The sequence below is a fragment of the Sphingosinicella xenopeptidilytica genome (genome assembly GCF_042676985.1).
GTDB lineage: Bacteria > Pseudomonadota > Alphaproteobacteria > Sphingomonadales > Sphingomonadaceae > Sphingosinicella > Sphingosinicella xenopeptidilytica.
In genome coordinates, this window is the sequence record NZ_JBHTIK010000008.1 from 177,176 (window position 1) to 202,705 (window position 25,530).

22 protein-coding genes are annotated in these 25,530 nt (G+C 62.2%); 17 read left to right on the plus strand and 5 right to left on the minus strand.

Going from position 1 to position 25,530, the window contains the following annotated elements:
* Position 1: 1 nt before the first annotated feature.
* On the minus strand, positions 2-517 hold the full coding sequence (locus ACFQ00_RS13430; RefSeq protein ID WP_381491718.1) for a RidA family protein: 516 nt from the start codon (positions 515-517) through the stop codon (positions 2-4).
* Between the two features lie 63 nt (positions 518-580).
* On the opposite strand from ACFQ00_RS13430, the gene ACFQ00_RS13435 reads away from it, so the two are divergent.
* A complete protein-coding gene (locus ACFQ00_RS13435; protein WP_381491721.1) occupies positions 581-2,716 on the plus strand; it encodes a TonB-dependent receptor in 2,136 nt (711 codons plus the stop codon).
* 46 nt (positions 2,717-2,762) lie between these two features.
* On the opposite strand, the gene ACFQ00_RS13440 is transcribed toward ACFQ00_RS13435, so the two are convergent.
* On the minus strand, positions 2,763-3,464 hold the full coding sequence (locus tag ACFQ00_RS13440) for an alpha/beta fold hydrolase (protein ID WP_381491724.1): 702 nt from the start codon (positions 3,462-3,464) through the stop codon (positions 2,763-2,765).
* 432 nt (positions 3,465-3,896) lie between these two features.
* On the opposite strand from ACFQ00_RS13440, the gene ACFQ00_RS13445 reads away from it, so the two are divergent.
* The 12 genes from ACFQ00_RS13445 (at position 3,897) to ACFQ00_RS13500 (ending at position 18,222) form a co-directional block, all read left to right on the plus strand.
* Positions 3,897-4,439: a Csu type fimbrial protein gene (locus ACFQ00_RS13445; protein ID WP_381491726.1), complete on the plus strand. Its 543-nt coding sequence runs from the start codon at positions 3,897-3,899 to the stop codon at positions 4,437-4,439.
* Between the two features lie 27 nt (positions 4,440-4,466).
* The gene (locus tag ACFQ00_RS13450) at positions 4,467-5,006 is read left to right on the plus strand and encodes a Csu type fimbrial protein (protein WP_381491728.1); all 540 of its coding nucleotides are present in this window, start codon (positions 4,467-4,469) and stop codon (positions 5,004-5,006) included.
* Between the two features lie 27 nt (positions 5,007-5,033).
* On the plus strand, positions 5,034-5,801 hold the full coding sequence (locus ACFQ00_RS13455; protein WP_381491730.1) for a fimbrial biogenesis chaperone: 768 nt from the start codon (positions 5,034-5,036) through the stop codon (positions 5,799-5,801).
* A 112-nt stretch (positions 5,802-5,913) separates the two neighbouring features.
* Positions 5,914-8,184 carry a fimbria/pilus outer membrane usher protein gene (locus ACFQ00_RS13460; RefSeq protein ID WP_381491733.1) on the plus strand — a complete coding sequence of 757 codons (2,271 nt, stop codon included), beginning with the start codon at positions 5,914-5,916 and terminating at the stop codon, positions 8,182-8,184.
* Positions 8,184-9,182 (plus strand): Csu type fimbrial protein, encoded by a 999-nt coding sequence (locus ACFQ00_RS13465; protein WP_381492006.1) that lies wholly within the window; start codon positions 8,184-8,186, stop codon positions 9,180-9,182. Before ACFQ00_RS13460 ends, ACFQ00_RS13465 begins: the two co-directional genes overlap by 1 nt.
* 221 nt (positions 9,183-9,403) lie before the next feature.
* Positions 9,404-11,107, plus strand: a complete 1,704-nt coding sequence (locus ACFQ00_RS13470; protein ID WP_381491736.1) for an MFS transporter — start codon at positions 9,404-9,406, stop codon at positions 11,105-11,107.
* A complete protein-coding gene (locus ACFQ00_RS13475; RefSeq protein WP_381491739.1) occupies positions 11,100-12,209 on the plus strand; it encodes an HlyD family secretion protein in 1,110 nt (369 codons plus the stop codon). The genes ACFQ00_RS13470 and ACFQ00_RS13475 overlap by 8 nt, the downstream gene beginning before the upstream one ends.
* Positions 12,206-13,570 carry an efflux transporter outer membrane subunit gene (locus ACFQ00_RS13480; protein ID WP_381491741.1) on the plus strand — a complete coding sequence of 455 codons (1,365 nt, stop codon included), beginning with the start codon at positions 12,206-12,208 and terminating at the stop codon, positions 13,568-13,570. The genes ACFQ00_RS13475 and ACFQ00_RS13480 overlap by 4 nt, the downstream gene beginning before the upstream one ends.
* Positions 13,571-13,708: 138 nt before the next feature.
* Positions 13,709-14,368, plus strand: a complete 660-nt coding sequence (locus ACFQ00_RS13485) for a hydrolase (RefSeq protein ID WP_381491744.1) — start codon at positions 13,709-13,711, stop codon at positions 14,366-14,368.
* An 88-nt stretch (positions 14,369-14,456) separates the two neighbouring features.
* Entirely contained in the window at positions 14,457-14,705 is a 249-nt protein-coding gene (locus ACFQ00_RS13490; protein ID WP_381491746.1) for a XapX domain-containing protein, read from the plus strand.
* Positions 14,702-16,630: an amidohydrolase gene (locus ACFQ00_RS13495; protein WP_381491747.1), complete on the plus strand. Its 1,929-nt coding sequence runs from the start codon at positions 14,702-14,704 to the stop codon at positions 16,628-16,630. The genes ACFQ00_RS13490 and ACFQ00_RS13495 overlap by 4 nt, the downstream gene beginning before the upstream one ends.
* 2 nt (positions 16,631-16,632) lie before the next feature.
* Positions 16,633-18,222 carry an MFS transporter gene (locus tag ACFQ00_RS13500; protein WP_381491750.1) on the plus strand — a complete coding sequence of 530 codons (1,590 nt, stop codon included), beginning with the start codon at positions 16,633-16,635 and terminating at the stop codon, positions 18,220-18,222.
* A gap of 7 nt (positions 18,223-18,229) precedes the next feature.
* Here ACFQ00_RS13500 and ACFQ00_RS13505 read toward each other — a convergent pair whose 3' ends face one another.
* Positions 18,230-19,159 (minus strand): LysR family transcriptional regulator, encoded by a 930-nt coding sequence (locus ACFQ00_RS13505; protein WP_381491753.1) that lies wholly within the window; start codon positions 19,157-19,159, stop codon positions 18,230-18,232.
* Positions 19,160-19,279: 120 nt separating this feature from the next.
* Here ACFQ00_RS13505 and ACFQ00_RS13510 point away from each other — a divergent pair, with 120 nt between their 5' ends.
* Together ACFQ00_RS13510 and ACFQ00_RS13515 are read left to right on the plus strand one after the other, a co-directional pair.
* Complete coding sequence (locus ACFQ00_RS13510) at positions 19,280-19,978, plus strand: pirin family protein (RefSeq protein ID WP_381491756.1); 699 nt, start codon at positions 19,280-19,282, stop codon at positions 19,976-19,978.
* Between the two features lie 262 nt (positions 19,979-20,240).
* Positions 20,241-21,749 carry a PQQ-dependent sugar dehydrogenase gene (locus ACFQ00_RS13515; protein WP_381491759.1) on the plus strand — a complete coding sequence of 503 codons (1,509 nt, stop codon included), beginning with the start codon at positions 20,241-20,243 and terminating at the stop codon, positions 21,747-21,749.
* A gap of 366 nt (positions 21,750-22,115) precedes the next feature.
* On the opposite strand, the gene ACFQ00_RS13520 is transcribed toward ACFQ00_RS13515, so the two are convergent.
* Both ACFQ00_RS13520 and ACFQ00_RS13525 read right to left on the minus strand, forming a co-directional pair.
* A complete protein-coding gene (locus ACFQ00_RS13520; RefSeq protein WP_381491761.1) occupies positions 22,116-22,784 on the minus strand; it encodes an RraA family protein in 669 nt (222 codons plus the stop codon).
* 16 nt (positions 22,785-22,800) lie between these two features.
* Positions 22,801-23,607 carry a carbon-nitrogen hydrolase family protein gene (locus tag ACFQ00_RS13525; RefSeq protein ID WP_381491764.1) on the minus strand — a complete coding sequence of 269 codons (807 nt, stop codon included), beginning with the start codon at positions 23,605-23,607 and terminating at the stop codon, positions 22,801-22,803.
* 215 nt (positions 23,608-23,822) lie between these two features.
* On the opposite strand from ACFQ00_RS13525, the gene ACFQ00_RS13530 reads away from it, so the two are divergent.
* Both ACFQ00_RS13530 and ACFQ00_RS13535 read left to right on the plus strand, forming a co-directional pair.
* Complete coding sequence (locus tag ACFQ00_RS13530; RefSeq protein ID WP_381491766.1) at positions 23,823-24,494, plus strand: RraA family protein; 672 nt, start codon at positions 23,823-23,825, stop codon at positions 24,492-24,494.
* Positions 24,495-24,523: 29 nt separating this feature from the next.
* A complete protein-coding gene (locus tag ACFQ00_RS13535) occupies positions 24,524-25,504 on the plus strand; it encodes a LysR family transcriptional regulator (RefSeq protein ID WP_381491769.1) in 981 nt (326 codons plus the stop codon).
* The last annotated feature ends 26 nt before the right edge of the window (positions 25,505-25,530 follow it).

The following is a 25,530-nucleotide window of genomic DNA, read 5'->3' on the forward strand; positions in this document are numbered from 1 at the left end:
ATCAGTTTCGTTGGCCGGGCAGAAGCGCATCGACCTGAATTTCCACCAGAAGCTCGGGAAACAGCAGGCGCCGGACTTCAATGCCCGTTGAGGCCGGAAAAGGGCCGTTCCCGTAAAAAGCCTTGCGCAGCGGGATCGCGGCGGCGAGCGCATCCATGTCTGTCACGTACATGACTTCCCGCACAACGTCGCCGAAGCCCAGCCCGAACTCGGCAAGTGTGCGACCAATCTGGCGGTAGACAAACTCGAGCTGTGCATTGAAGTCGCCGACATTGAGCGGCCTGAAATCGGCATCCAGACTGGTCGTGCCCGAGACATGCAGCAGCCTTCCGTCGCTTACCGCCTGCGCAAAGCCGATGTCCCGCTGTGCGGCCTGCCATTCGGGAAGGAAAAAGCGATCACTATCCGACATCTTAGATCTCCATTGGTCTGGCTGTCTGACAGATTTAAATATGTACGTCAATGGCGATATCGGCACGGATCCGCGATGAAATATCATTGCCAACGCATTCGCCATCTGTCATCTGTCTGACAGCCTGACAAAAGATTGGGTCATCTCAAGAATGAAGGGAGAGTGTTTATGCGAAGCAAAAAGGGAATGCTCCGTCTAGCCTGCTGCACTGCCGCCATCGGAGCCCTGACTGGCAGCTTCGAAGCCCATGCCGGAACGACCGCGAACGAAAACGGCGTTACGAGCGGTGACGAAATCGTCATCAGCGCCCGTCGCCGCAATGAAGCGCTCCAGGACGTGCCGATCGCGGTCACGGTCCTGACCTCTGAAGAGATTGCAAAATCGGGCGTTCAGGGCGTCGGTGACATCGCCAACCTCACGCCGAACGTCAGCTTCGACAATGCGCTCAATCTCGGCACGAACTTTCTCACGATTCGCGGGCAGGGTCAGAGCCAGTATGCGCCACCTCCAGCCGCGATCGTGGTGGATGGCGTGCTCACGATCTCACCGCTTCAGTTCAACGTCGATGAATTCGACTTGCAGCAGGCCGAAGTCCTGAAAGGGCCGCAGGGCGCCATTTACGGGCGGAACGCCATTGCCGGTGCCGTCAACATCACTAGCCGCAAACCGGGTGATACGTTTGAAGCGCGAATGCTTGCGGGTTACGGCCGCGGCGAGGAATGGCGTGCGAAAGCCAGCATAAGCGGCCCGGTGATTCCCGGGCTGCTTTCGGTTCTGGCCGGTGTCTCGTTCACCGATCGGCGCGGTCAAGTAGAGAACGTCACGACCGGGGCCTACTCGGACAAGATGAAAGACCTCACCGGCCGGCTACGGGCCATCGTGATGCCCACAGATACTGTCGAAGTCGACGTCAAATATACCTACTCCGACGCGAAGGGGCGTGATCCTGCATATATCACCAGTCGCTCGGGCGACCCTTCGGTGAGTTCGGACCCTCTCGATGCCAATCGCGAGGGCCGTAACCCGAGGACGCTTCACGACCTGTCGGGCAAGCTCAGTGTCGAATCCGGTTTCGGTACGGCGACACTGACGCTGGCGTATGTGCATGTTTCGGAAAATGTCGAGGCGGACTTCGACTTTTCGCCGCTCGATATCTTCGCGGTAAAGCAGAAGCAGAGCGAAAGCGGATTCTCCCAGGAGCTTCGCTTCACATCCACCGACGACGGCCCCCTGCGCTGGCTGGTCGGCGGCTATCACGTGCGCTCGAAACGGCGTATCGGCGCCGATATTTTCGTCGACCCGTTCTATTTCGGGCTGACGCCGGAACCGACGCAGGCGGATTTCCTGATCAGCCAGAGCAACGATCTCAACCGCTACGAAACCTGGTCCGGCTTCGCGAACGTCGAATACGATATCCTGCCTAATCTGGAGGCCGCCGTCGCCATTCGCTATGATGACGACGATCTCACCCAGCATCCGGGAACGGGGGGCACGCGCCGCGCCGGCTTCTCAAAGTGGCAGCCGAAGGGCACGCTGACGTTCAAGCCGATCCCGGAGTGGATGCTCTATTCCTCTGTAGGCAAGGGCTTCCGCAGCGGCGATTTCAACGCCAGCGGATCGAGCTTTGGCAATCCGGTGATCTCGGCGGAATCGGCAATCAACTATGAAATCGGTACCAAGGCGCGCCTGTTCGACGGACGCGTCATACTCGATGCCGCTGTTTTCCGAACCGATCTTGATAATGGACAGTTCAAACTGTTCGATGCTGTCGGTGCGACCAATGTCGGCATCAATATCGACAAGACACGCATCGAGGGCTTCGAAATCGCGGGCGCCTTCCGGTTGACGGAAGGCTTCACGCTCAGTGCCAGCCTCGGCTATGCGGATCCGAAGATCCGCGGCTTCACGCCGCCGCTTGGCTTCGGCGGTTCAACGGCCGAATACATCGGCAATCGGCCGCCGCGCGTCTCGCGCTATACCGCCAATGTCGGCCTCGATATCGACATCCCCGTTTCCGATGATCTGAACCTCTACGTGCGACCGGAGTTTCGCCACACGAGCGGCTTCTATTGGGATCTCGAGAATGATTACCGTCGCCCATCGGCGAACCTCGTCAATTTGCGCGCTGGCCTGAGCGATGCGGATGGGAGCTGGACCGTCACCGGCTGGGTAAAGAATGCGCTCTCGGAAAAGGTGACGGGAGAATACCAGCCTTTCACCAACTCCGGTCATCCGCTCGGTATCGATGTCTACTACCCTGCGGTGGGTGCAAGCTACGGTATCGAACTGACTTACAGCTTCTGAAGAAGCCGGGTGCCCGATCAATCATCGGGCATCCGGTTCTTGCCGATCAACGGGTGAGAATTTCGTTGAGGCGTGCCGCGACTGCCTCAGCATGAGTCGTGATCGCCATATGCCCAGCCTCGATCTCGCTCACTCGCCATCCTTCCGCTGCAGCTTCCGCTGCCGTTGTCTCGAAGAACGGAAACTCCGTGAAGCGCACATAGTCTCGCCCACAGTGCACGGGCGCATCATATTGCGCGATATCCGCAAATCCTTTCAGCGGCATAGGCCGCAGCCGCTCAACGATCTTCCGCGTATCTGCCGTTTCAGGTAAACCGAGAAATGTCGAGTCAGGAGGCTGAATATATTCGGGAGCCTCCCCAGTGATCAACGACCCGAACACATCACGAAGCTCCCGATGTTTACCGAAGAGCGACTGCCCGCGCTGGAGCATAAAGCCGTCGAGAACGACCAGATGGCTGACAAGATCTGGCCTCGCAGCGGCAACTTCAGCAGCGACCACCGCCCCATAACTATGTCCGATCAGGGCTATATTCTCATTGTCCAGAAACGGCAGCGTCTCCAGAATATCGGCCACATGCTCGGCAAGGCCGATGTTTGCCGTTCCCAAATGCCTACGTTCGGCAAGCGCTGTAAGTGTGGGGGCATGGGGTTCGAAGCCGAACCGCATCAGCTCGGCCTGCAGCGGACGCCAACACCAGCCGCCCAGCCAAGCACCATGAATCAGGATTATCGATGGTAAGGTCATAGGTGGAGGTTAGGCATGTTACACGTCAGAGTGCAATATTTGTCTGACAGATTTTTGTGTGAGTGATCCCGAGGCGCCTAAGTGAACTCCCATTGCGGCCCGCATTTGATAAAGGCCGCTCAACCTCATCGCTAAGGGTTCATGGTGTAAATAACAGTTTACTATTCGGAACACGGAAATGCTCTTCAGAAATTCAAGTGCGGGCTAAACTCAGCCCGCAATTTTCAGCTTACGACAGGGTGGTCGTCCTTCGATCTTTGGGCGATCGATGTAATCGACCCGACATTCCGCTATTTGAACAAATTTGCTCCAGTGCTGTCTTTCTGAAAACATCAATGTCATTTTTGGCATTTGGAAGTTCTTAACATTAATCGCCAATGATCTAGAGATTGGAAAAAGGAATCGATGACTGTGTGATGCAAGGATAGTTTCATGCTGAAAATACGACGCTACATGACTGCTTCCTCTGTACTTTGTGCTATAAGTACGTCCGCTTACGCAGACATAACAGGGAGCATAGATGCAAAGATTGCCTTGACGACAGGGTGCATCGTCAATGCGCAGAGCGCCGACGATGGCGGTGCTTCGGTAGATTTCGGCGAAATTGACTTCGGTAGTCACAACACATTGTTTACGCAGGCGGACGGGGAAGTAGCCGGCACTGGTGCCGGCATCGCTGTACAGTGCAGCCCCGGCGTGTCACCTGTCCTTGTCTTCGATGCCGGTCAGAACGATGGTTCCGGATCGGGTGGCGGCAACCGTGCAATGGAACACACGATCACCGCCGGTGAGTATGTAACTTATAGCCTGTTCTCTGACGCTGGCCGATCCACCGTTATCCCGATCGGTGGAAGCATCTCGCTGACGACCAACGGCAGCGCGCAGGTCATTCCCGTCTATGGGCGCGCTTACGGCGCCTCAGGCCTGATCACAGGCACCTACACCGATGTCATAACGGTAGTGCTCGAGCTTTAGCGGGCGTGCAAGGCGGGGCGCTGTACCATGAATCCATCCCGACAGCCCGCCGCGATCGGGATTTTTCTGGCGCTGCTATTCGTGGCTTTCGAAGCCAAGGCCGCAACTGGTGCCAGCTTTCAGGTCTCAGCAACCATAGAACCCGGATGCCTCGTCGACGGCCTCGGCGCGAGCGGACATGCGGGTACTCTCGGCGAGCTCGATTTCGGAACAGACTCGGCGCTTTCCACAGCGACACACAGCGCGAGCTCGCAAAGTACACAGGCCATAACCCTGCGCTGCACACCCGGTGTCGCGCTCGCCATGAGCATCGACGGCGGAGCCCATGCGGGAACGTCCACGCGGCATCTTCAGCGCGGCACGAATCCGGCCGATCAAATCGCCTACAGTGTCTGCGGGGACGCTGCGTGCACGGCGCCGATCACTATCGGGGGAAGCGTCGGCATTACGGTCACAGCCGCAAACATGAACGACGTTCGCCTGCCCGTTTTCGGCCGGATGACGCTGCCCGGCGATGTGCCCGCCGGTACGTATTCAGACGTGCTTACGGTGACGCTTAGCTGGTGAGGAGCGGTTTTTTTAAGGGGGACAAACATGAGGAACTGGGCATACGCGGCCGTAGCCGCCATCCTTGCATGTCAGCCTTCGCCGGGCGCCGCGCAGCCCACCGGGTCGGTTTTGATCTGGCCAGTGGATCCCGTGATTGAGGCCGGACGCAACGCCGCGGCGCTATGGCTTGAAAACCCCGGTACTGCACCCATCCTTCTTCAGGTTCGAATTTTCGGGTGGGCGCAGCCGGACGGCGAGAATGCGTATACGCCGCAAAGCGATGTTGTCGGCACGCCGCCGATGGTTCGGATCGAACCCGGCAAGAGGCAACTCGTGCGCCTGACACGCACGACCGCAACCGCTGCGAACCGTGAGCTTGCCTACCGTGTGATCATCGATGAAATCCCAATTGCGGATACCGCGCAGTCTGCACAGACCGCCGCCTCTGTGCGTTTCCGCATGCGCTATTCGCTACCGCTGTTCAGCTACGGAACGGCCGCTGAGCCGGACGTTCGGAAAAGCGATGGGAGACAGGGGGCAAAGATGTCGCCGCCGCTACGCTGGCGAACGGCCGAAGCTAACGGCAGAACGGTTCTCGAGGTTCGCAACGACGGCGATATTCATGCCCGGCTCGTGGATGTCGGTTTCACGGCGAGCGGGCGTGCCCAACGCTTGACGCCGGGGTTGCTCGGCTATGTTCTTCCCGGCGCGATCGCGCGTTGGCCGCTGCCGGAAGGGGTTTCACCCAAGGGGACACTGGTCGCGACCGTCAACGGCACACCGGATGTACAGTTTCAGCCCATGGCGCAGTGATCCGAACATGGAACCGACTGCGATCTTCGGGCGATATCGGCATGCACGGTGATATGGCATGCGCGGTGCACGCCTCTCACGCGCTGCATCCTGCACCGGGTGGTGTCTGCTCATGACGACTGCAGGCTCGCCTGCGGCTGCATCGAGCGGATATGCTTCACTGCCGCCGCCCGTGTCCGCCGCAGTGCTTGAAGATGTGCCGCTTCAGCTGGAGCTCGTCATCAATGGGGCTGCGACGGGCGCCATCGTTCCCGTGCTGATGCGCGCTGACGGCCCTGTTCTGCAAGGGGTCGATCTGAAGCGTGCTGCAGTCCCCATCGGTGGAGACGAAACCCGTCTGATTGCGCTGCGCACGATCCCGGAGGTCGCCGCGGAATATGATACGGCCAATCAGCGTCTTCTGCTTTCCGTGCCGCCCGCATGGCTCCCCCGCCAACGCCTCGGCACCACCGGCTTATCTGAAGAAACAGCGCGCAGTAGCCCCGGCGCAGTGTTCAACTACGAACTGTTTGTCAACGATCCGGACGGGCGGAAGGCGACGGCGTCGCTGTGGAACGAGGTCCGCGTGTTCGGACCCGCCGGAATTGCCAGCACCACCGGCGTTTGGCAGGTCGGCAGCCGTAGCACGCGCTTCACGCGCTACGACAGCCGCTGGACCCGATCGGATGAAGCGCGGATGATCACCTGGGAAGCGGGCGATTTCATCACGCGGGGATTGCCGTGGACGGGCGCCGTGCGCCTGGGCGGCGTTCAGGTGTCGCGTGATTTCGCGGTACGGCCCGACGTCGTCACATATCCCCTTCCCGAGTTCGCGGGCGAAGCCGCGCTGCCATCCACGGTCGAACTGTTCATCAACGACCATCGCGCGGGCGGCGGCGCGATCGAGCCGGGTCCATTCACGATGGCGACGTTGCCGCAGATCAGCGGCGCAGGAGAAGCCCGTCTTACGGTTACCGATGCGTTTGGAAGGCGGGTGACGACGACTCTTCCCTTCTACGTTTCCAGCGCATTGCTGCGCACCGGTCTCACCGACTATGCGATTTCGGGCGGTCTCCTTCGCCGCAACTATGGCACGCACAGCTTCGACTACGGGGAGGCTGCCGCGAGTGGCTCGATCCGGCGCGGGATGACCAACACGATCACGCTGGAAGCGCACGCGGAAGCCTCCGAGCACGTCGCGCTCGGCGGTGCCGGCGGCGTGTTCGGTGTCGGCAATGCCGGAATACTGACGGCATCCTACAGCTACAGCGGGCATCGCGACACGGAAGGCGGACAGCTCTCGGTAGGCTACGCCTATCAGGCCCGCCGTTTTTCGCTGACCGCAAATCATATCCGCCGCGACCGTGATTTCGCGGACATCACGACCGACGGCGGTGCGACCGCGTGGCGGCAGCTAAGCTCCATCACCGCCAGCGTTTCCACCGGCACTTTCGGCAATCTCGGTGCCGCCTGGTTCGAAACCCGGGATCGGAAAGGTGGCAAGGCCAGGCTTGCGACCGCGTCCTGGGCCCTACCACTTGGGCGATTGGCGCGTCTCTACTCAGCGGCGAGCCGGGAGTTTGAGGGACGAACTTGGTCGCTATCGGCGAGCCTTTCGATTCCCTTCGGTGCGAGCGGCGGCACGGCCAGCAGCGGCTACACGCGGGAAGCGGACGGCAGCAACAGCTGGCGCACCGACTATTCGCGCGCGGTGCCGAGCGCGGGCGGCATTGGCTTCAGCATGGGCGCGGCGCGTTATCGTGGTACGGACCTGTACGCACAGGGCGATTTCACATGGCGCGGGCCAAACGTCGAGGTTCGCGGCGGCGCCTATGGCAGCGCGCGCGGCGTGACGCGCTGGGCAGGCGCCAGCGGGTCGCTGGTGATGATGGATAATGCTCTGTTCGCGGCCAACCGCATTGCCGACGCGTTCGTTCTTGTAAGCACCGGCGAGCCCGGTATCCCCGTCCGTTACGAGAACCAGCGCGTCGGCAACACCAACGGCAAAGGCCATCTTCTGATGCCGTGGGCGACCGGCTATTACCGCGCCAAATATGAAATCGATCCGCTCGGCCTTCCGCCTTCGATCGAAACGCCGGTAGTCGAGCAGCACGTCGCCGTCAAACGCGGTAGCGGCTACCGGCTCGCCTTCCCCGTGAAACGATCCGTGTCGGCACGGATGACTCTGAGAGATTCTGTGGGCGCGCCGTTGCCGGTGGGCTCAGCGGTTACCGTCAACGGCATGTCAGGCGCCTATGTAGGCTGGGACGGCTTCCTCTATCTCGAATCGATTGCGGCGCAGAACCGGCTATCCGTGAGACTGCCGGACGACAGTACTTGTACCGCCATGTTCGCCGCAAAGAGCACGGAAGGTGAAACCGATGCGGTGCTGACATGCCTTTGATGGTCCGCTTCGCGTTCGTGCTGCTTGCAGCCGGCGTCTTCTGGTCCTCAGAGGCTGTGGCACAAACATATGGATCATGCACCGTGGGAACGGCGGGTACCAATCTGGGCAACGCATCCTCTTTTGTGGTCGGCACGTCCAGCCAATCGGGAAGCGGCGGAAGCGGCATGGCGTGTAGCGCGATTTCGCTGATCACGACATCCTATCTTAAGCTGCGCGTCGAAACCTCGACATTCGTGCTAACCGGCCCCAGCGGCCAAACAATTCCGTTCGTGATGTCGGGGACGGCAGGTGGAACCGCAATCGGTGTCGGAACCGAGTTCGATTTCTCCGGCTTCGACCTGCTCAATCTCTTTTCCGGTCCCGGCGGTGCGGTCCCAGTCTATTTCCGTACCACGCCAGCCACAGGCCTCGCAGCAGGCAGCTACACCGGTTCCGTATCGCTGCGCTGGTATTTCTCGGTCTGTACCCTGGGTGTGGTCGCTTGCCTTGCCTATTCGAACAGTCCCGGCGCAACCCGCAACATCTTCGGCGTACTAAGCAACTGGGGCAGCGGTGTGCCCGTTACCATCAACGTATCGCTCACTGTCGAGAATGATTGCATCATCACCGCCCCCGACCTTGCGTTCGGCGCCGCACCCCTGGTGGGTACATTCAATCCGGTAACGCGAACGATCTCGATCCGCTGTAGCGCGGGCGCCGCCTATACGGTCGGTCTCGACAACGGCGCCAACGCGAGCGGCAGCACACGTCGCATGCGCCGCGGGGCGACCAGCGATTACCTCACGTACGAAATCTACCGCAATACGATCACGACGGATCGTTGGGGTAACGCAGGCGTGGAAAGGCGCAGCAGCACAAGCGCAGACAGCAATCCCGGAATCTACGATGGGAGCACATTGCAGGGCTTCAGCTATCGAGCCGCTATCGATCCCGGTCAGCCGACACCGCCCACCGGGACCTACACGGACACGATCATTCTCGACGTGACCTTCTGACTCTGTTTGCACCTCAAGCCAGCTTCAGCCGGTGATAACTCAGCTGCCATGATCATGCGCTTACTGTGCCCGACCCGTCTACGTCAGCGGTCGGGACGCCAGTGTCCCTTACATGGAACGCGCTTGGCCATGCTCGAAGCGACGGATCGAACGGGGCAGATTGTGCAGCTGCGAACAAGCGTAGTATGATGCAGCGCAATGTGCATCGTGGGGACTTGCGTATGGCCTCCCGGCTTTCGCTGGCATATCAGTTCAAGCCTCACGAGCGCCCCACGCTGCCCGGCTCCCCTGCAAACCCTGACCATCCTGCCGCGCGGCGGCTGGGCTATCTTCTGGTTGGCGCCCTCGTCGGGTTGACAGGCGGGCTTGGCAACGCGCTCATCAGCACCAACCTTGCGTTCGTGCAGGGCTCGCTCGGCCTTTACAGTGATGAAGCCGCATGGCTGCCTGTCGCTTACGTCACGACCAACATTTGCGCCAATCTGCTGCTCATCAAGTATCGGATGCAGTTCGGACTTCAGCCTTTCGTGCGGTGGACGCTGGTGGGCTATGCGGTTGCAACGCTTGCGCACCTCTTCGTTCACAGCTTCTCCACCGCCATCCTGATCCGCGCCATCAGCGGCATCGCGGCGAGCGGCCTCACGACGCTTTCCGTGCTTTACATGATGCAGGGCATGTCCGCGGCAAAGCGGCTGGGCGGGCTCATGCTTGGCATCGGCATCCCGCAACTTGCGATGCCGCTTGCACGTGTCGTCGCGCCGGAGCTTCTCGAATGGGGCGATTGGCGGATGGCTTATTTCTTCGAGCTCGGCCTGGCGCTCGCCTCGCTCGCGGCCGTTATGGCCCTGCCGCTGCCGCCCAGCGAACGCCACAAAGTATTCGAACGCACCGATTTCCTCACCGTCGTCCTGTTCTTCCCCGGTATCGCCCTGCTTTGCGCCGTGCTCGGCCTCGGGCGTATCGTCTGGTGGACCGATGCGGAATGGATCGCATGGGCGCTGATCGGCGCCATCCTGCTGATTGGCGCGGCGCTGTTCATCGAGCACTATCGCAGCAATCCCTTGTTGCAGACCCGGTGGATCGGCACGCGGGAGATCGTTCGCATCGCCTTCGTCGCCATCGCTGTCAGAATTCTGCTTTCCGAGCAGGCATTCGGCTCGGTTGGCCTGCTGACGGCGCTCGGCATGGGAACCGACCAGCTGCGGACGCTTTACATTGTCATCTGCGTCGCCTCGCTTGCGGGCCTTGTCGCGTCGCTCGTCACGTTCAATCCCGCCAGCCCGGCGCGGCCCATTCGCATCGCATGTGTTTTGATCGCGATCGGCGCGTTTATGGACGCAGACTCCACCAATCTGACGCGGCCTGCGAACCTCTATATCAGCCAGGCCTTGATCGGTTTCGGGGCTTTGTACTTCATCGGCCCGGCTATGATCATAGGCATTTCAAGGACGCTTCTCGCCGGGCCGCAGCACTTCATAAGCTGGATCGTGCTGTTTGGTGCCACGCAGAATCTGGGCGGCCTGATCGGCCCGGCTTTCCTCGGCAGTTTCCAGACGATCCGCGAGAAATATCATTCGCACCATCTCGTCGAACAGATCGTGCTCACCGATCCGCTCGCAGCGCAGCGCATCGCGGGCGGGGCCCGCGCAGTCGGAGGCGTGATCGCCGATCCGGCGCTGAGGTCGGCGGAAGGTACGGCGTTGTTGGGTTTGCAAGCGCGGCTTGAAGCCAACATTCTTGCCTTCAACGACGTTTTTCTCCTCCTTGGCATGCTGGCGTGCCTTGCGCTTGTATGGGGTATCCTGATCCAATTCCGCATGTGGAGGCTGGGAGAGCGCTCCCCGGTGGTTCAGCTGGCAGAACGTATGCAGGCCGCGATGGCAGAGGCGATGAAACAGAGCAAAACGGGGCAGACGCATGAGTGAGGAAAAACGGCCTGACGGTGAAGTGGAAGGCGATGGGGCGGCTGAACCCTCGTCATGGCAACCGCCACGCAAGGATCGCAAGGCGATCGCGCTCATCGCGGCCCTCGTCCTCGCGGCCATTTTCACCATCCTCTACGCTTGGCGCCTGCCGCCGTTCGCTGGGCGTTTCGAGCAGACCGACAACGCCTATGTGCGAGGTCGCACGACGGTCATCAGCCCGCAGGTTTCCGGGTACGTGAGCGCCGTCTCCGTGCGCGACTTTCAGCAGGTGAAAGCGGGAGACGTGCTCATTCGCATTGAGAACCGAACGTATCACGCTCGCGTTGAACAGGCACGGGCTTCCATGCTCGCGCAGGTCGCAAATCTCGACAATTCGTTGCAGGCCGAACGTGCGCGCAGGGCCGGCGAGCAGGCGCAGGACGCGGCGATCCGCAGTGCAGAGGCGCAGCTGCTCCGTGCGCAGGCGGACATGAGACGCGCCGATGCGCTGGTGGCCGACGGTTCAGTTTCGGCACGCGAGCAGGACCAGACCCGCGCCGCCTTGCGGCAGGCGGAGGCGCAGCTTCGGCAGGCGCATGCGGCGCGCGAGATTGCACGGCAGGATCTTCGTTCGGTCACCGTGGGGCGGGGCGGGCTTTCGGCTGCGGTGGAAGCCGCCAAGGCGCAAATCCGGCTTGCCGAAATTGATCTCGACCACAGTATCATCCGCGCGCCCGAAGCCGGGCAGCTCAGCGAAATCGGCGTCCGCACCGGTCAGTTCGTTACGGCCGGTACCCAGCTCATGTTCCTCGTGCCGCGCGATTTCTGGGTCATCGCCAATTTCAAGGAGGCGCAAACGAGCAACATGCGGATCGGGCAGCCCGCGACCTTCCGTGTCGATGCCCTCGGCGATGCGGAGCTGACGGGGCACGTCGAGAACATGGCTCCTGCCGCCGGATCAGAATTCGCGGTGCTGAAAGCCGACAATGCGACCGGCAACTTCGTGAAGGTCGCGCAGCGGATCGCCGTGCGCATCCGCATCGATCCCGGCCAGAAGTTGGCGGAACGGCTTCGCCCCGGCATGTCCGTTGTCGCGCGTATCGACACGAAGGGCGACCGATGAGATTAGCCGCGGTGCTCTTTGCGGTCTCGATGCTTGCCGGATGTGCCGGGCCCGCGATCGAAACGGCTTCGGTTGCGCCGATTCAGGCGCCCGCCGCATGGCGCGTCGAGGCGGGGGCAAGTGCGCCGATCGAGCGGCAATGGTGGCAGGCATTCGGCGATGCAGAGCTAACTGTGCTTGTCGAGAAGGCGCAGGCGAACAATCCTGATGTCGGGATTGCCGCAGCGCGTGTCCGGCAAGCGCGCGCGCAGGAGATGGCGGCGCGAGCATTGCTGTTTCCCTCGCTCGATTTCGGGGCGGCGGCGGGCCGGTCGCGAAGCGTCAATGCGTTCGGGCGGCCCGCTGAGCAAAGCTTCGCGCAGCCGCAATTCCAGGCGGCTTACGAGGTCGATCTGTTCGGCCGGATCGCCGATGAAGCGCGGGCGGGGCGTTCCGCGTGGCTTGCCAGCCAGACGGCGCACGATGCAACCACGCTTACTGTCTCGGGAGCGGTCGCAAGCGGTTATATTACGCTTCGCGCTCTCGATGCGCGATTGCAGATCACGCGCGAAACGCTTGCCGCGCGCGGCGAGGCGCTGCGGATCGCGCGTTCACGCGCTGCGGCCGGCTATGCGCCGCTGCTCGAACTTCGGCAGGCGGAGGCGGAGTATGAGGGCACGGCCCAGCTCGTTCCGCAGATCGAGATTGCCATCGCGCGTCAGGAAGATGCGCTCAGTCAGCTCGTTGGCGAGACGCCCCACACGATCGGACGCGGCAAGGACTTTCTGGCGCTCGCCGAACCCGGCGTGCCCGATACCCTGCCGTCCGAACTTCTGCAGCGACGGCCGGATATTGCAGCTGCGGAATTCCAGCTTGCCGCAGCCGATGCTTCGCTTTCGGCGGCACGGAAGCGGTTTCTTCCGCAGGTCCGCCTCACCGCCAGCGCGGGTGCAGCCTTCTCCACCCTGCTTGCCGATCCGATCACGATCTGGTCGGTCGGCGGCAGCGTGCTCGCGCCGCTCTTCGAAGGGGGGAGATTGCAGGCACAGGCGGAAAGCACGGCCGGGCGGCGCGACGAAGCGGCCTTCGCCTATCGGCGTGCGGCGCTCACGGCATTTCGCGAGGTCGAGGACAATCTGGCGGCGGTAAAGCATCTGTCGGTGCAGATGGAGCACGTCCGCGCCCAGCGCGATGTGCTTGCCGCAGGGCTGCAACTCGCAACCAACCGATACCGTGCGGGCTATTCCCCCTATCTCGAACAGCTCGATGCGCAGCGAGGTCTGCTTGCCGCCGAACTGAACCTCATCCAGACCCGCGCCGACGCTCTCGTCGCGCGCGTGGCGCTTTATCAGGCGATGGGGGGCGGGTGGGCCATCGAGTAGTCAGAGGTGCATTTCTTTTCAAGTTTATCGAACATTCAGAATAATTTTATATGCCTGTTTCGTAGAAATGCCTCACCGTAAACCTGTCCTCACCCCCGAGCGGATCGGGGGCACAGGATTTCCAGAGGAGTTTCAGCCATGTCGATCAAAGCGACCCCGACCCCTGCCAAGGCGCTGCTTTCTCCGAGCAACCACGCCCTCGTTCTTATCGATTTCCAGTCACAGATGGCGTTCGCCACGAAGTCGATCGCTCCCGAGCTCTTGCGGAACAATGCCGCGCTCGTGGCGAGCGGCGCTGCGGGTTTCAAGGTTCCGACCATCCTCACCACCGTTGCGGAGAAGAGCTTCTCCGGCCCGATGTTCAGCGAGATCACGGATGCGTTTCCGGGACAGGCGATGCTCGATCGCACGTCGATGAACACCTGGGAAGACGCCGCCGTGATCGATGAGGTGAACCGCATCGGAAAGGACCGCATCGTGTTTGCCGGTCTCTGGACCTCGGTCTGCATCGTCGGCCCCGTCCTCTCGGCGCTGGAGCAGGGGTTCGATGCCTATGTCATCACCGATGCGAGCGGCGACATTTCAGAAGAAGCGCACGAGCGCGCCGTCGAGCGCATGGTGCAGGCGGGCGCGAAGCCGATGACCGCGCTCCAGTACCTCCTCGAACTGCAGCGCGACTGGGCGCGTGCCGAGACCTACGACCTCACCACCGGCATCGCCCGCAAGTGGGGCGGCGCCTACGGACTCGGCATCACCTACGCCAAGGCGATGTTCGGTGCCTCGGAAGGCGGTCACTGATCGCCTTTTCCCCCGCGGCCGGGCCTTATCCCCCAAGGCCCGGCCGTTCCCCCTCATCCACAACTGACAGGGAAGGATGGGCCGGATCATGAAACTCTATCTTCTTTCACTGGGCGCGGGGCTGCTCGTCGGCGTCGTCTACAGCCTGCTCGGCGTCCGTTCGCCCGCCCCGCCGGTGATCGCGCTTGTCGGCCTTGCGGGCATCCTGCTCGGCGAGCAGCTGCTGCCGCTGGCGAAGCGTATCGGCAACCGCCCTGCGTTTGCCGAATTCGTCCGCGGCGACTGCGCGAAGCACGTGCTCGGATCGCTCCCTTCCAACACGGAGCGTGACGCATGAAGACGATCACCCGGCGACAGGCGCTTGCCGGCGCCGCCACTACAGCTTTGCTGACCGCATCGGAGAGCCTTGCCATGAACCGCGACGACATCATCATCACGAATGCCAGGGTGACGACGCTGGACCGGGAGAACCCCAGCGCCGAGGCCGTGGCGATCCGGGACGGCAAGTTCCTCGCGGTCGGGTCCGAGCAGGAGGTGCGCGCCGCCGCGCCGGGCGCGCGGGTGATCGACGCGAAGGGCCGCCGCCTCATTCCCGGCCTCATCGACAGCCACATCCACGTGATCCGGGGCGGGCTCAATTACAACATGGAGCTGCGCTGGGAAGGCGTGCCGACGCTCGCCGACGCGATGGCGATGCTGAAGCGTCAGGCCGAGAACACACCGCCGCCGCAATGGGTGCGTGTCGTGGGTGGCTTCACCGAGCACCAGTTCGCGGAGAAACGCCTGCCGACGCTGGATGAGATCAACGCCGCCGCGCCGGAGACGCCGGTGTTCATCCTGCACCTCTATGACCGTGCGCTGCTGAACGCCGCCGCGCTGCGGGCGGTGGGCTACACGAAGGACACGCCGAACCCGCCGGGCGGCGAGATCGTGCGCGATGCCGCCGGGAATCCCACGGGGCTCCTGCTCGCCCAGCCGAACGCGACGATCCTCTATTCGACGCTCGCCAAGGGCCCGAAGCTGCCGCCCGAATATCAGCTGAATTCGACAAAGCATTTCATGCGCGAATTGAATTCACTAGGCGTCACCAGTGTCGTCGATGCGGGCGGCGGTTCGCAGAACTACCCCGACGATTACGAGATCATCGAGAAGCTGCATGAGGACGGCGAACTGACGCTGCGTATCGCCTACAACCTCTTCACGCAGAAGCCGAAGGAAGAGCTGAAGGATTTCGCGACGTGGTCGACGATGGTGAAGCCCGGCGACGGCGACGACACCTATCGGCACAACGGTGCGGGCGAGATGCTCGTCTATTCGGCTGCCGACTTCGAGGATTTCCGCGTCGCGCGGCCGGACATGCCGCAGAACATGGAAACCGATCTCGAACCCGTCGTGCGCCTGCTCGCGGAGCGGCGCTGGCCGTGGCGGCTCCACGCGACCTATGACCAGACGATCGGCCGCGCGCTCGACGTGTTCGAAAAGGTGAACCGCGACGTGCCCTTCAATGGCCTGCACTGGTTCTTCGATCACGCCGAGACGATCAGCGAACGCAATATCGATCGTATCGCGGCGCTCGGCGGCGGCATCGCCGTGCAGCACCGTATGACATTTCAGGGCGAATATTTCGTCGAACGCTACGGCGCGAAGGCGGCCGAGGCGACGCCCCCGATCCGGCGCATGATGGAAGCGGGGATTCCTGTCGGCGCGGGCACCGATGCGACGCGTGTCGCCAGCTACAATCCGTGGGTGTCGCTGTCGTGGCTGGTCACGGGCAAGACGCTCGGCGGTCTCACGCTCTATCCGCCGCGCAATCGCCTCGACCGCGAGACCGCGCTGCGCCTGTGGACCGAGGCCAACACCTGGTTCTCGAACGAGGAAGGCAAGAAAGGGCAGATCAAGACCGGACAACTCGCCGACCTCGCGCTGCTCTCCGACGATTATTTCGGCGTGACGGAAAGCGAGATCGTGCACCTGCGCGCGGTGCTCACGATGCTCGGCGGCAAGGTCGTGCATGGAGAGGGCGATTTCACGCCGCTCGCCCCGGCGCTGCCGAAGGCGATGCCGGACTGGTCGCCGGTCGCCACGTTCGGCGGATATTACAGCGCGCCGGAAACCGCGAAGAAACTCGCCTCCGCCTGCGGCTGTCATTCCGCCTGCACCGTGCACGGGCATGATCATGCCGCGGCGCTCGGAGCAGCCGTTCCCGCCGCCGACGTCCAGAGTTTCTGGGGTGCGCTCGGCTGCGGATGCTGGGCGGTCTAGCGATGACGCCCGCTGCTGCCGGTGTCGCGAAAGCCGCCGGGCCGCTCAGCTTTCCGGTGTTCCGTGCGCTCTGGATCGCCACGGTCGTCTCCAATGTCGGTACGTGGATGCACGATGTCGGTGCGGGCTGGTTGATGACCTCGCTGAGCCCCAGTCCGCTGCTGGTGGCAATGGTGCAGGCAGTGACGACACTGCCGATGTTCCTGCTCGCGCTGCCGTCCGGCGCGCTCGCCGATATCCTCGACCGGCGGCGGATGCTGCTTGCGGCGCAATTGCTGGGCCTTACGGCGGCGGCGGTGCTCGCGGTGCTGACGTGGCAGGGGCTGACAACGCCTTATGTGCTGCTCGCAGCCACTTTTGTGCTCGGCATCGCCGCTGCGCTCAGCGCGCCGGTCTTCCAGGCCATCGTGCCCGAACTCGTCGACACGAAGACCCTGCCGGAGGCGGTTGCGCTCAACAGCCTTGGGGTCAATATCTCGCGCGCCATCGGCCCGGCGCTCGGCGGCGTCATCGTCGCGCTCGCCGGAACCCCCGCCGTCTTCGCGCTCAACGCGCTCTCGGTGGTCGCGGTTCTCTTCGTGCTGCTTCGCTGGCAGCGCCCGGCAACGGCGCACGCCCTGCCGCCCGAACATTTTTTCGGCGCGCTGAAAGCCGGCTACCGCTACGCGCGCCATGCGCCCGCGTTGCGGTTGGTGCTGATCCGCGCGGTCGGTTTCTTCGTGTTCGGCAGTGCGCTCTGGGCGATGCTGCCGCTGGTGGCGCGGCGCGGCCTCGGGCTCGATGCGGCAGGCTATGGCGCGCTCCTCGGCTGCATGGGCGCGGGCGCGGTGATCGGCGCGCTGTTGCTGAAGCGGCTGCGGAAGCGCGTTGCCGCGAACACGATCTCGATCGGCGCGACAGTGCTGTTCGCGCTCGCCACGCTTTCGCTTGCGCTGGCCGGAAGCGCGGTGTTCGCGGGTGCCGTGATGCTCGTTGCGGGCCTTGCGTGGATCGGGATGCTCACCTCGCTCAATGTCGCCGCGCAGATGGCTTCGCCCGGCTGGGTGAAGGCGCGCGCGCTCGCCTTTTACCTGCTGGTCTTTCAGGGGGCGATGACGGGCGGCAGCGTGCTGTGGGGCGCGCTCGCGGCACGCACCGATGTTGCGACCGCGCTGACCCTCGCCGGGATCGGGCAGGGCGCGGCGCTGCTGCTGGCCATATTTTGGCGGCTTCCCAGCGGCGGTGCGGTCGATCTGGCGCCGTCCAACCACTGGGCGGAGCCGGTCGTCGCGGTGCCGCCCGCCGGGGATCGCGGCCCGGTGCTGATCGAGATCGAATACCGTGTCGATCCCGCGCGGGCACCTGAATTCATCGCGGCGCTGCGCCGGTTCAGCACCGTCCGCCGCCGCGACGGCGCGATCCGCTGGGACGTGTGGGAGGATGCCGCCGAACCCGGCCGCGTGACCGAGGGCTTCGTCGTCGAAAGCTGGCTAGAACATCAGCGGCAGCACGCGCGCGTGACCCACGCCGATCGCATCGATCAGGAAACGCTGAACGCCTTCCACATCGGCGATACGCCGCCGGTGGTTCGCCACCTGCTGCGCCCGGCCTGATCAGATTCTAGATATCTCCCAGCCCGCCTTCCTCAACATCGTCGCGGCCAATCATCACGAACTGGTCGAGAAGCCAGGAGGCGGCGGGGCCGGGCGGGGCATCCCGGCGCCAGACGCCCGCGAAGCGGTAGATGCCGCCCGGATGGTCGGGCATGGCAAGACGGACCAGTGTGCCCGCGATCAGGTCGGGTTCGATCAGCGGCAGAGGCATGTTGCCCCAGCCGATGCCCTCGCGCAGCAGTGCATGTTTGGCGCCGAGATCGGCGAGTCGCCATGTCTTGGGGCTCATCACCGAATAGTCCCGGCCTTCGGTGAAACGCGAGCGGTCGGTGAGGACGAGCTGCGTATACTCGCGGCCCGCGCCCGGCGGGATGCGTTCCATGCGGCCGAGCGGATGGTCGGGGGCGGCGACGGGCACCATCGGTACCGATCCCGCCGAAATGCACTCCACACCCTCGATCCCCGCGGCGAGCGGACCGGATATGCCGATCGCCGCCTTGCGATCGAGCACCATCGCGGTGATCGCGCCGAGCGCCTCGACATGGAGTTTGAGCTGCACGGTCGGGAATTCAGTGGCGAAGGCTCTCAGCACCCGGCCGACGCGTTCCGGCGGCAGCATCACGTCGATGGCGAGATCGACCTCTGCCTCCAACCCTTCCAGAAGCCCCTTCACGGTGGCGCGCAGGCCGTCGATGCCCTGCGACACGGCGCGGACCTCGGCGAGCACGGCGCGACCCGCGACCGTCAGCTTCGGCTTCCGTGTACCCTCACGCTCGAACAGGGTGAGGCCGAGCTGCGTCTCAAGGTTCGCGATCCCATAGCTGATGACGGACACGGCACGGTTCAGTCTGCGTCCGGCCGCAGCGAAACTGCCGGTGTCGACAATGGCGAGGAAGATGCGGAGCTGATCGAACGTCGGCGTTCCGGGAGTGCTCACTATTCAAGTCCTTCGAACGTTTCATGCAGATTTATCCGTCTGAGCAGGAAAGCTTGCAATCCCTAAATACAGTTCGTGAGGAGACGGCGGCAGGACCGCCGCTTGATAAGGAGATATCCGATGATCGAACTCAGGCCCTTTGAAAGCCTCGGCGGCGCAAACCACGGCTGGCTGGACGCCAAGCACCACTTCTCGTTCGCCGGCTATCACGACCCGAAGCGGATGCAGTGGGGCAACCTTCGCGTGTGGAACGACGACACGATCGCGCCCCACACCGGGTTTCCGCCGCACCCGCACCGCGACATGGAAATCATCACCTATGTCCGCGAGGGCGCGATCACGCACGAGGACAATCTCGGCAACCGTGGCCGCACCGAGGCGGGCGACGTGCAGGTGATGTCGGCGGGCACAGGCATCCGCCATTCGGAATATAATCTGGAGGACGTGACGACGCGCATCTTCCAGATCTGGATCCTGCCGACCCGGAGCGGCGAGCAGCCGAGCTGGGGTTCGCGGCCCTTTCCGAAGGGCGATCGTTCGGGCCATTTCGTCACGCTGGCGTCGGGCTTCGACAACGACAACGACGCGCTTTCGATCCGCACCGATGCGCGGGTGGTGGGTGCGACGCTGAAGGCGGGCGAGACGGCGGACTATCCGCTCGGGAAAGATCGCAAGGCCTATCTCGTCCCTGCGACGGGTACAGTGCAGGTCGGTGATGTTCGCATTGCGGCACGTGACGGTGCCGCGATCAGCGACATGGATGTTCTGCGTATCACCGCGATTGAAGACAGCGAGATCGTGCTCGTGGATGCGGCTTAGACAAGCAGAAAGATTGCCGTTCGCACCCGCCGAGTGCGAACGGCAATTGTTTTGAGCGACCCGAGGCATGTGCGAATTTACTGTTCGGCTGAGTAAGGCCTGCTTCCCCGTTTGACCAGTTGCCCGGTCAGGGCGCGTTCGATATCTTACAGAAATCCATGCCGTTGATGCCGCCATCCGCTTTGTTCGTGATCGAGGTTTCAAGCGACCTCAGGGCTACCGATTCCGGGCAGATTCCCAGATGAGGCTGTCGAAAATATCCATGCTGCCGGTTCTGGCAAGGTGGCAGCGTGGATGGAGGAAAGCTGCGGTAAGGCGTTGCCGATTCGCGTTGCCGATCGCCATGACGCTCGCTTCATGTGCGATCTACGGCACGTCCGTTGCCGGCTGGGCAAACGGCTCGCTCGAAGAGGCTGGTGCCGTATCAACGACACACCCGGGACGCCTCATCTATGAAACCAATTGCGCGGGGTGTCATGGCAGGGCTCTCGAGGGCGCGTCGGCAACGGCGCTTGTAAAGAGTGAATGGTCCTACGGACGCAGCCGCTTTGCGATTGGAAACAATATCCGAAACGGCATTCCGTCAGCGGGGATGCCCGCTTGGGGTGATATCCTGACAGAGGATGAGCAGAACAGCCTCGTGGAGTATATTCTCCAGACGCAGGCTGCCAAGCCGCTTCCTCCCAAAGCCCTGCCGAACACGATCCAAACAGAGGACTATCGACTGAAAGTCGATGTCATCGTCGATCCGCAGCTGAGCGCGCCTTGGGGTATCGCTTTCATCGACGCGCGCCGGGCACTGATAACGGATAGATCGGGAAAGCTCTTCTGGATGATCGACGGCGCTATCGACCCCAATCCGATCGTCGGCTTCCCTCCTGTCGATCGAGCGACGTCGACCGGCGGTCTGTTCGATGTCGAGATCGATCCGGACTATGAAAAAAACGGCTGGGTCTATCTGGCCTTCGCGCATTCGGAGCGCGCGACGGATGCCAAGAGTCCCGGCATGACGCGCGTCATTCGTGGTCAGATTGAAGGACACGAATGGAAGAGGACACAATCCCTGTTTCGTGTGCCCGACTCCATGCATCTTCCCGGCAGTCGCCACTGGGGTGGACGGATGCTCTTCGACAGGTCCGGCAGTCTCTATTTCAGCATCGGCGACATGAGTGCGCCGAAGGATTCGCAAGATCTTTCAAAGCCGAGCGGCAAGCTGTTTCGCATCCGCCCCGACGGCACTGCGGCGCCTGGTAATTCCTTTGCGTCCGCGGATCCTATCCGCGGAGTCATCTTCTCTTATGGAAACCGCAACATCCAGGGGCTCGCCCAGCATCCGGCAACGGGCGCGATCTGGAGCAGCGAGCACGGGCCACATGGGGGAGACGAGCTCAACATCCTCAGGGCCGGCGCCAACTATGGCTGGCCCATCGCAACCTACGGCGTCGACTACGACGGCAGCACGATCAGTGAGTTCACGGAAAAGGCAGGGGTTGAGAAGCCCGTCCGCCACTGGACGCCTGCTCCCGGCATCAGTTCCCTCGACTTTTGCGGCGGGTGTCTTTTCCCGAAATGGCAGAACAATCTGTTTATCGGCTCGCTTTCACATGAGACGTTGTTTCGGTTCGTGGTCGATGGTGAACGGATCACGCGCGAAGAAATCATCCTCAAAGGCTACGGACGCATTCGCGAAGTAAAATTCGGGCCTGACGGTTCGCTCTATCTCGCGTTGAACAACCCCGGCGCGATCGTGCGCCTGACACCCATGTTGTGATTTTGGACGGTAATTTTCGGACAGCCCGTGGTGACGGCGCGGACGGCGCTCTGATTGGCGATTGATTTGTGGGCTTTGCGCCGCCAAGCTGGTCGTTTCTGAAGAAATCCAGAAAAGAGCATGGGCTATGGGCGAGTTAATGCCTGGGCCGTGCAGAACACGGAAAACACCTTCAAGAACGAGGAGCGCGGTCAGCCGATCAGAGTAAGGTATTCGACGGGCTTGTACCTTAGATCGATCAGTATCGTGAGCGGGAGTATTTCGTCTCCCGAAGTTCAATTTTCTTTCGCTTCGGCTCGCCGCGTTGCATGTGGCGATTTTGCAGCAATGCCCTTGGAACAGAGGCATAGCCACTAGAGGACGCCGTCATCTGACGAACAGCTTTGCCACAACCAGCTTCGTGGCACCGGAGATTGTTCCCAGAGGGCGTGCCTGGCTCACTCCCGGAAGCATTTCGCGTTCCACGGATTGCATCTCGATCGCTCGTTCGATGTCGGCCTCGGCCTCATCCGGAGGCAGGACGACCACGCCGCCTTCGTCCGCGATCACGAGATCGCCCGGCATCACCACGGCACCCGCCACGCTGACCGGAACATTCATGGCGCCACCAATGCCTTGTACGCGCGTAGTGATGCTGCTGATGCCGCTTGCCCACACGGGCAGTCCGCACGCCCTGATTTCGTGAGGGTCGGCGCACGGGCCATCGACGATAACGCCAGCGATCCCGGCACGGGCAAGGCAGAGCGCGACGCCTCCGCCAAGACATGCATGATGCCTGTCTCCCAGCCTGTCGATCACCAGTATCTGGCCAGGACCGACAAGCCCTGCCGCATGATGCAGCAACGTGGAATCGGCGGCCGGAAGGCACAATGTAACGGCGGTTCCGGCAACGCGGCCGACGGGGACGATGGGCCGTATCACGGGGGCAGGAAAACCGCGGAGGCGAAAGTGCCCGATGGTTGCAGGTTCCGCGAGGACGGCCCGGTCGAGGAGTGACTGAGGCAGTGGTTCCGGTTGCGGACGAATATCGAACATTCCGATTTCCTCTTGCTCAGACGAGAACGCGATTCTGGCGGACCGGAAGCCGGGTGCGGACCTGTTCCATATACCGCGAATCCAGCCGTGTGCTGACGAAGCCAGGGCCGTTCGAAACCTGGGCGACAACGAGTCCCCATGGATCCACGATCATCGAGTGGCCAAAATTCATGTATTTGCCGTTGTCGAATGTGCCGACCTGGCCGGGTGCGGCAACATAGCACTGTGTTTCGATCGCGCGGGCGCGCAGCAAAATCTCCCAGTGATCCGCGCCGGTCTGGAACGTAAAGGCCGAAGGGACCACGATCAGGTCCGCCTCAAGGTCGGCGAGACGACGGAACAGTTCAGCGAAGCGAAGATCGAAGCAGATCGCAAGGCCGACGCGCACGCCCTCGATGACGACGACGACGATATCGCTTCCGGCGGCGATCGTGGCCGATTCCTTCAACTCGGTGCCGTCGGGCAGCGTAGCGTCGAAACGATGGATCTTGCTGTACCGGCCAAGGAGGGTTCCGTCGCGCGAAAACACGGCCGATGTGTTGTAGCAGGCCCCGTCTCGCAGTTCGACTGAACTGCCGGCGTGGATATTGACCTGCAATCGTGCGGCAAGCGCGCTCATCGCCTGATGATATCCGCCCTCGAGAACCGGTTGCGCGCTGTTCCGCAGCTTGTCGGCAGATCCCGAAATGAACGCGCTCATTTCCGGCAGGATGACCAAGTCTGGACGGTCCTCCTGCACTGCTGCTTCGACGAGTGCGACAATATTGTCGATATTCGCTGCCTGATCGTCGGAAGAGTTGAGCTGTATTACGGAAAATTTCATGGATTCGACGCCCTCGATAATATCGACATTAGCTAGCGGGACGTGGGTTCAGGGGTCCAATGTGGAATTTCTATAGCGTGCAATAAGCGTCTGGAATGCAGGGGCGTTGGCCCCATAAGCGTTGATTATGCGCCGGTATCGCGAGAATTGATTGGGAGTCTCGGGTGCCAGTCGGTCTAATGGCACGCTCATTTCCTTTGAGGGGAGGAACCGGAATGTACGTCGTCAACCCGATGCCCGCGCAAATTTCTGACCACCTGCTCAGCCAGCTTCTGGAAACAGATACGGGAACGATCGGCCATTTTCTTGATTCGGGTTTCATGGATGTCGGTGTAAGCGCGAAGATGCCGGGTGCGCGTATCGCTGGTACTGCAGTGACCGTTAGGGTCACGGTCCCTGATTCCGTTATCGGCCACTATGCCCTGAAATTCGTCCGGCCCGGCGACATTCTGGTCATCGAACGTGGCCGGGATCGCGAGACGGCCTGCTGGGGTGGCACGACATCCGTTGGTGGCGTGAAGGCCGGGCTTGCGGGCCTTATCATGGATGGTGCCGGAAATGACATTTCGCAGGCCAATGCCGCCGGCCTGCCGATCTGGTGCCGCGGCGTCACGCCGATCACGACGAAATATCGCGGGCTTGGCGGCGAGATCAATGTGCCGATCTCGTGCGGGGGCGTGGCCGTCAATCCGGGCGACGCCATCCTTGCGGACGAGAACGGGGTTCTCGTGATCCGCCCATCGGACCTGCCGCAGGTGATCGGCGACGCGCTTGCGTTCCGGCGGAAGGAGGAGGAGCTACTGTCGGCCCTCGCCGAAAATCCGTCGCTGTGCTACCCGGACATCACGGGGGCGAGCGCGATCGTGGGAGCGAAGCTCAAAGTGTAGATAGGCGGTCGTGAGAGGGTCGGTGTACGATGAACACGAGATTTCTCGAAACACTGGTCTGGCTCACCCGACTGCGCAGTTTCAGCCGAACGGCGGAAAAGCTCAATACGACTCAGCCTGCGGTTTCCAACAGGATCAACAAGCTTGAGGAACTGCTGGGCGTAAAACTCTACGACCGCAGCGCCCGCCAGTTTGAACTGACTCCGGCGGGGAGGCGGATCATCCGCCTTGCGGAGCAGATCGTCGATCTTTCCGGCGAGTTGCGTGAAGCGTCCATCAGCGACGAGGCGATTGATGCTAAACTTCGTGTCGGTGTGATCGAAATCGTCACCATGTCTTGGTTGCCGGATCTCGTCGACATGGTGGGCGAGAGCTTTCCGAAAGCCGTTCTCGAAATTGGAACCGGAACGACGGGGCAGCTTCTGCAGCAACTGCGTCAGGACGAGATGGATCTGGTGATTATCGTCGGTCCTGTGAACGAACCTCACACTTTGTCGATTCCTATCTGCAACGTCGCGCTGGAATGGCTCGCGGCCCCTGGAAAATACGATTGCACGCGAGAGATCGACGTTGTTGACCTCTCGCGTATGCCGGTGGTTCTGAACGGGCCCGGCAGCTCGGGTTACGATATGCTGATCGAATATTTTCGAGGGTATGGAATTCACAATGTGCCCTCGCACGATCGGAAGCTGGTGATCGATTGTATTTATTCCCTCGGGACGGCGATGCAGGTCGTTCGCACGGGGCTCGGCATTATGGCCCTGCCGGTTTTCCTTTTCAATGAAGATCTGCGTGAGGGACGCGTGGCCTGTATGCCCGTTCGGCAGCGCCCACCGAACTTCACGATCACGGCGTGCTGCAAGGAGCCGGTTGCGAACCGGCTCATACATCGTGTCATCGATATGGCGAACGCCGCCGCCGCTGCTTGCGCGCTGCGCTACGATCCCTCGCAATTTTGGCTGGATCAGCGCGCAAACCAGCGCATCAATTTTGATGATGGTGCGCAATAATAACATCCCATTGGACCCGGTCTGTG

Coding starts and splice junctions, on each gene's coding strand:
- ACFQ00_RS13430 (WP_381491718.1), bottom strand. CDS start 517: ATGGCGAATGCGTTGGCAATGATATTTCATCGCGGATCCGTGCCGATA.
- ACFQ00_RS13435 (WP_381491721.1), top strand. CDS start 581: ATGCGAAGCAAAAAGGGAATGCTCCGTCTAGCCTGCTGCACTGCCGCC.
- ACFQ00_RS13440 (WP_381491724.1), bottom strand. CDS start 3,464: ATGACCTTACCATCGATAATCCTGATTCATGGTGCTTGGCTGGGCGGC.
- ACFQ00_RS13445 (WP_381491726.1), top strand. CDS start 3,897: ATGCTGAAAATACGACGCTACATGACTGCTTCCTCTGTACTTTGTGCT.
- ACFQ00_RS13450 (WP_381491728.1), top strand. CDS start 4,467: ATGAATCCATCCCGACAGCCCGCCGCGATCGGGATTTTTCTGGCGCTG.
- ACFQ00_RS13455 (WP_381491730.1), top strand. CDS start 5,034: ATGAGGAACTGGGCATACGCGGCCGTAGCCGCCATCCTTGCATGTCAG.
- ACFQ00_RS13460 (WP_381491733.1), top strand. CDS start 5,914: ATGACGACTGCAGGCTCGCCTGCGGCTGCATCGAGCGGATATGCTTCA.
- ACFQ00_RS13465 (WP_381492006.1), top strand. CDS start 8,184: ATGGTCCGCTTCGCGTTCGTGCTGCTTGCAGCCGGCGTCTTCTGGTCC.
- ACFQ00_RS13470 (WP_381491736.1), top strand. CDS start 9,404: ATGGCCTCCCGGCTTTCGCTGGCATATCAGTTCAAGCCTCACGAGCGC.
- ACFQ00_RS13475 (WP_381491739.1), top strand. CDS start 11,100: ATGAGTGAGGAAAAACGGCCTGACGGTGAAGTGGAAGGCGATGGGGCG.
- ACFQ00_RS13480 (WP_381491741.1), top strand. CDS start 12,206: ATGAGATTAGCCGCGGTGCTCTTTGCGGTCTCGATGCTTGCCGGATGT.
- ACFQ00_RS13485 (WP_381491744.1), top strand. CDS start 13,709: ATGTCGATCAAAGCGACCCCGACCCCTGCCAAGGCGCTGCTTTCTCCG.
- ACFQ00_RS13490 (WP_381491746.1), top strand. CDS start 14,457: ATGAAACTCTATCTTCTTTCACTGGGCGCGGGGCTGCTCGTCGGCGTC.
- ACFQ00_RS13495 (WP_381491747.1), top strand. CDS start 14,702: ATGAAGACGATCACCCGGCGACAGGCGCTTGCCGGCGCCGCCACTACA.
- ACFQ00_RS13500 (WP_381491750.1), top strand. CDS start 16,633: ATGACGCCCGCTGCTGCCGGTGTCGCGAAAGCCGCCGGGCCGCTCAGC.
- ACFQ00_RS13510 (WP_381491756.1), top strand. CDS start 19,280: ATGATCGAACTCAGGCCCTTTGAAAGCCTCGGCGGCGCAAACCACGGC.
- ACFQ00_RS13515 (WP_381491759.1), top strand. CDS start 20,241: ATGCTGCCGGTTCTGGCAAGGTGGCAGCGTGGATGGAGGAAAGCTGCG.
- ACFQ00_RS13520 (WP_381491761.1), bottom strand. CDS start 22,784: ATGTTCGATATTCGTCCGCAACCGGAACCACTGCCTCAGTCACTCCTC.
- ACFQ00_RS13525 (WP_381491764.1), bottom strand. CDS start 23,607: ATGAAATTTTCCGTAATACAGCTCAACTCTTCCGACGATCAGGCAGCG.
- ACFQ00_RS13530 (WP_381491766.1), top strand. CDS start 23,823: ATGTACGTCGTCAACCCGATGCCCGCGCAAATTTCTGACCACCTGCTC.
- ACFQ00_RS13535 (WP_381491769.1), top strand. CDS start 24,524: ATGAACACGAGATTTCTCGAAACACTGGTCTGGCTCACCCGACTGCGC.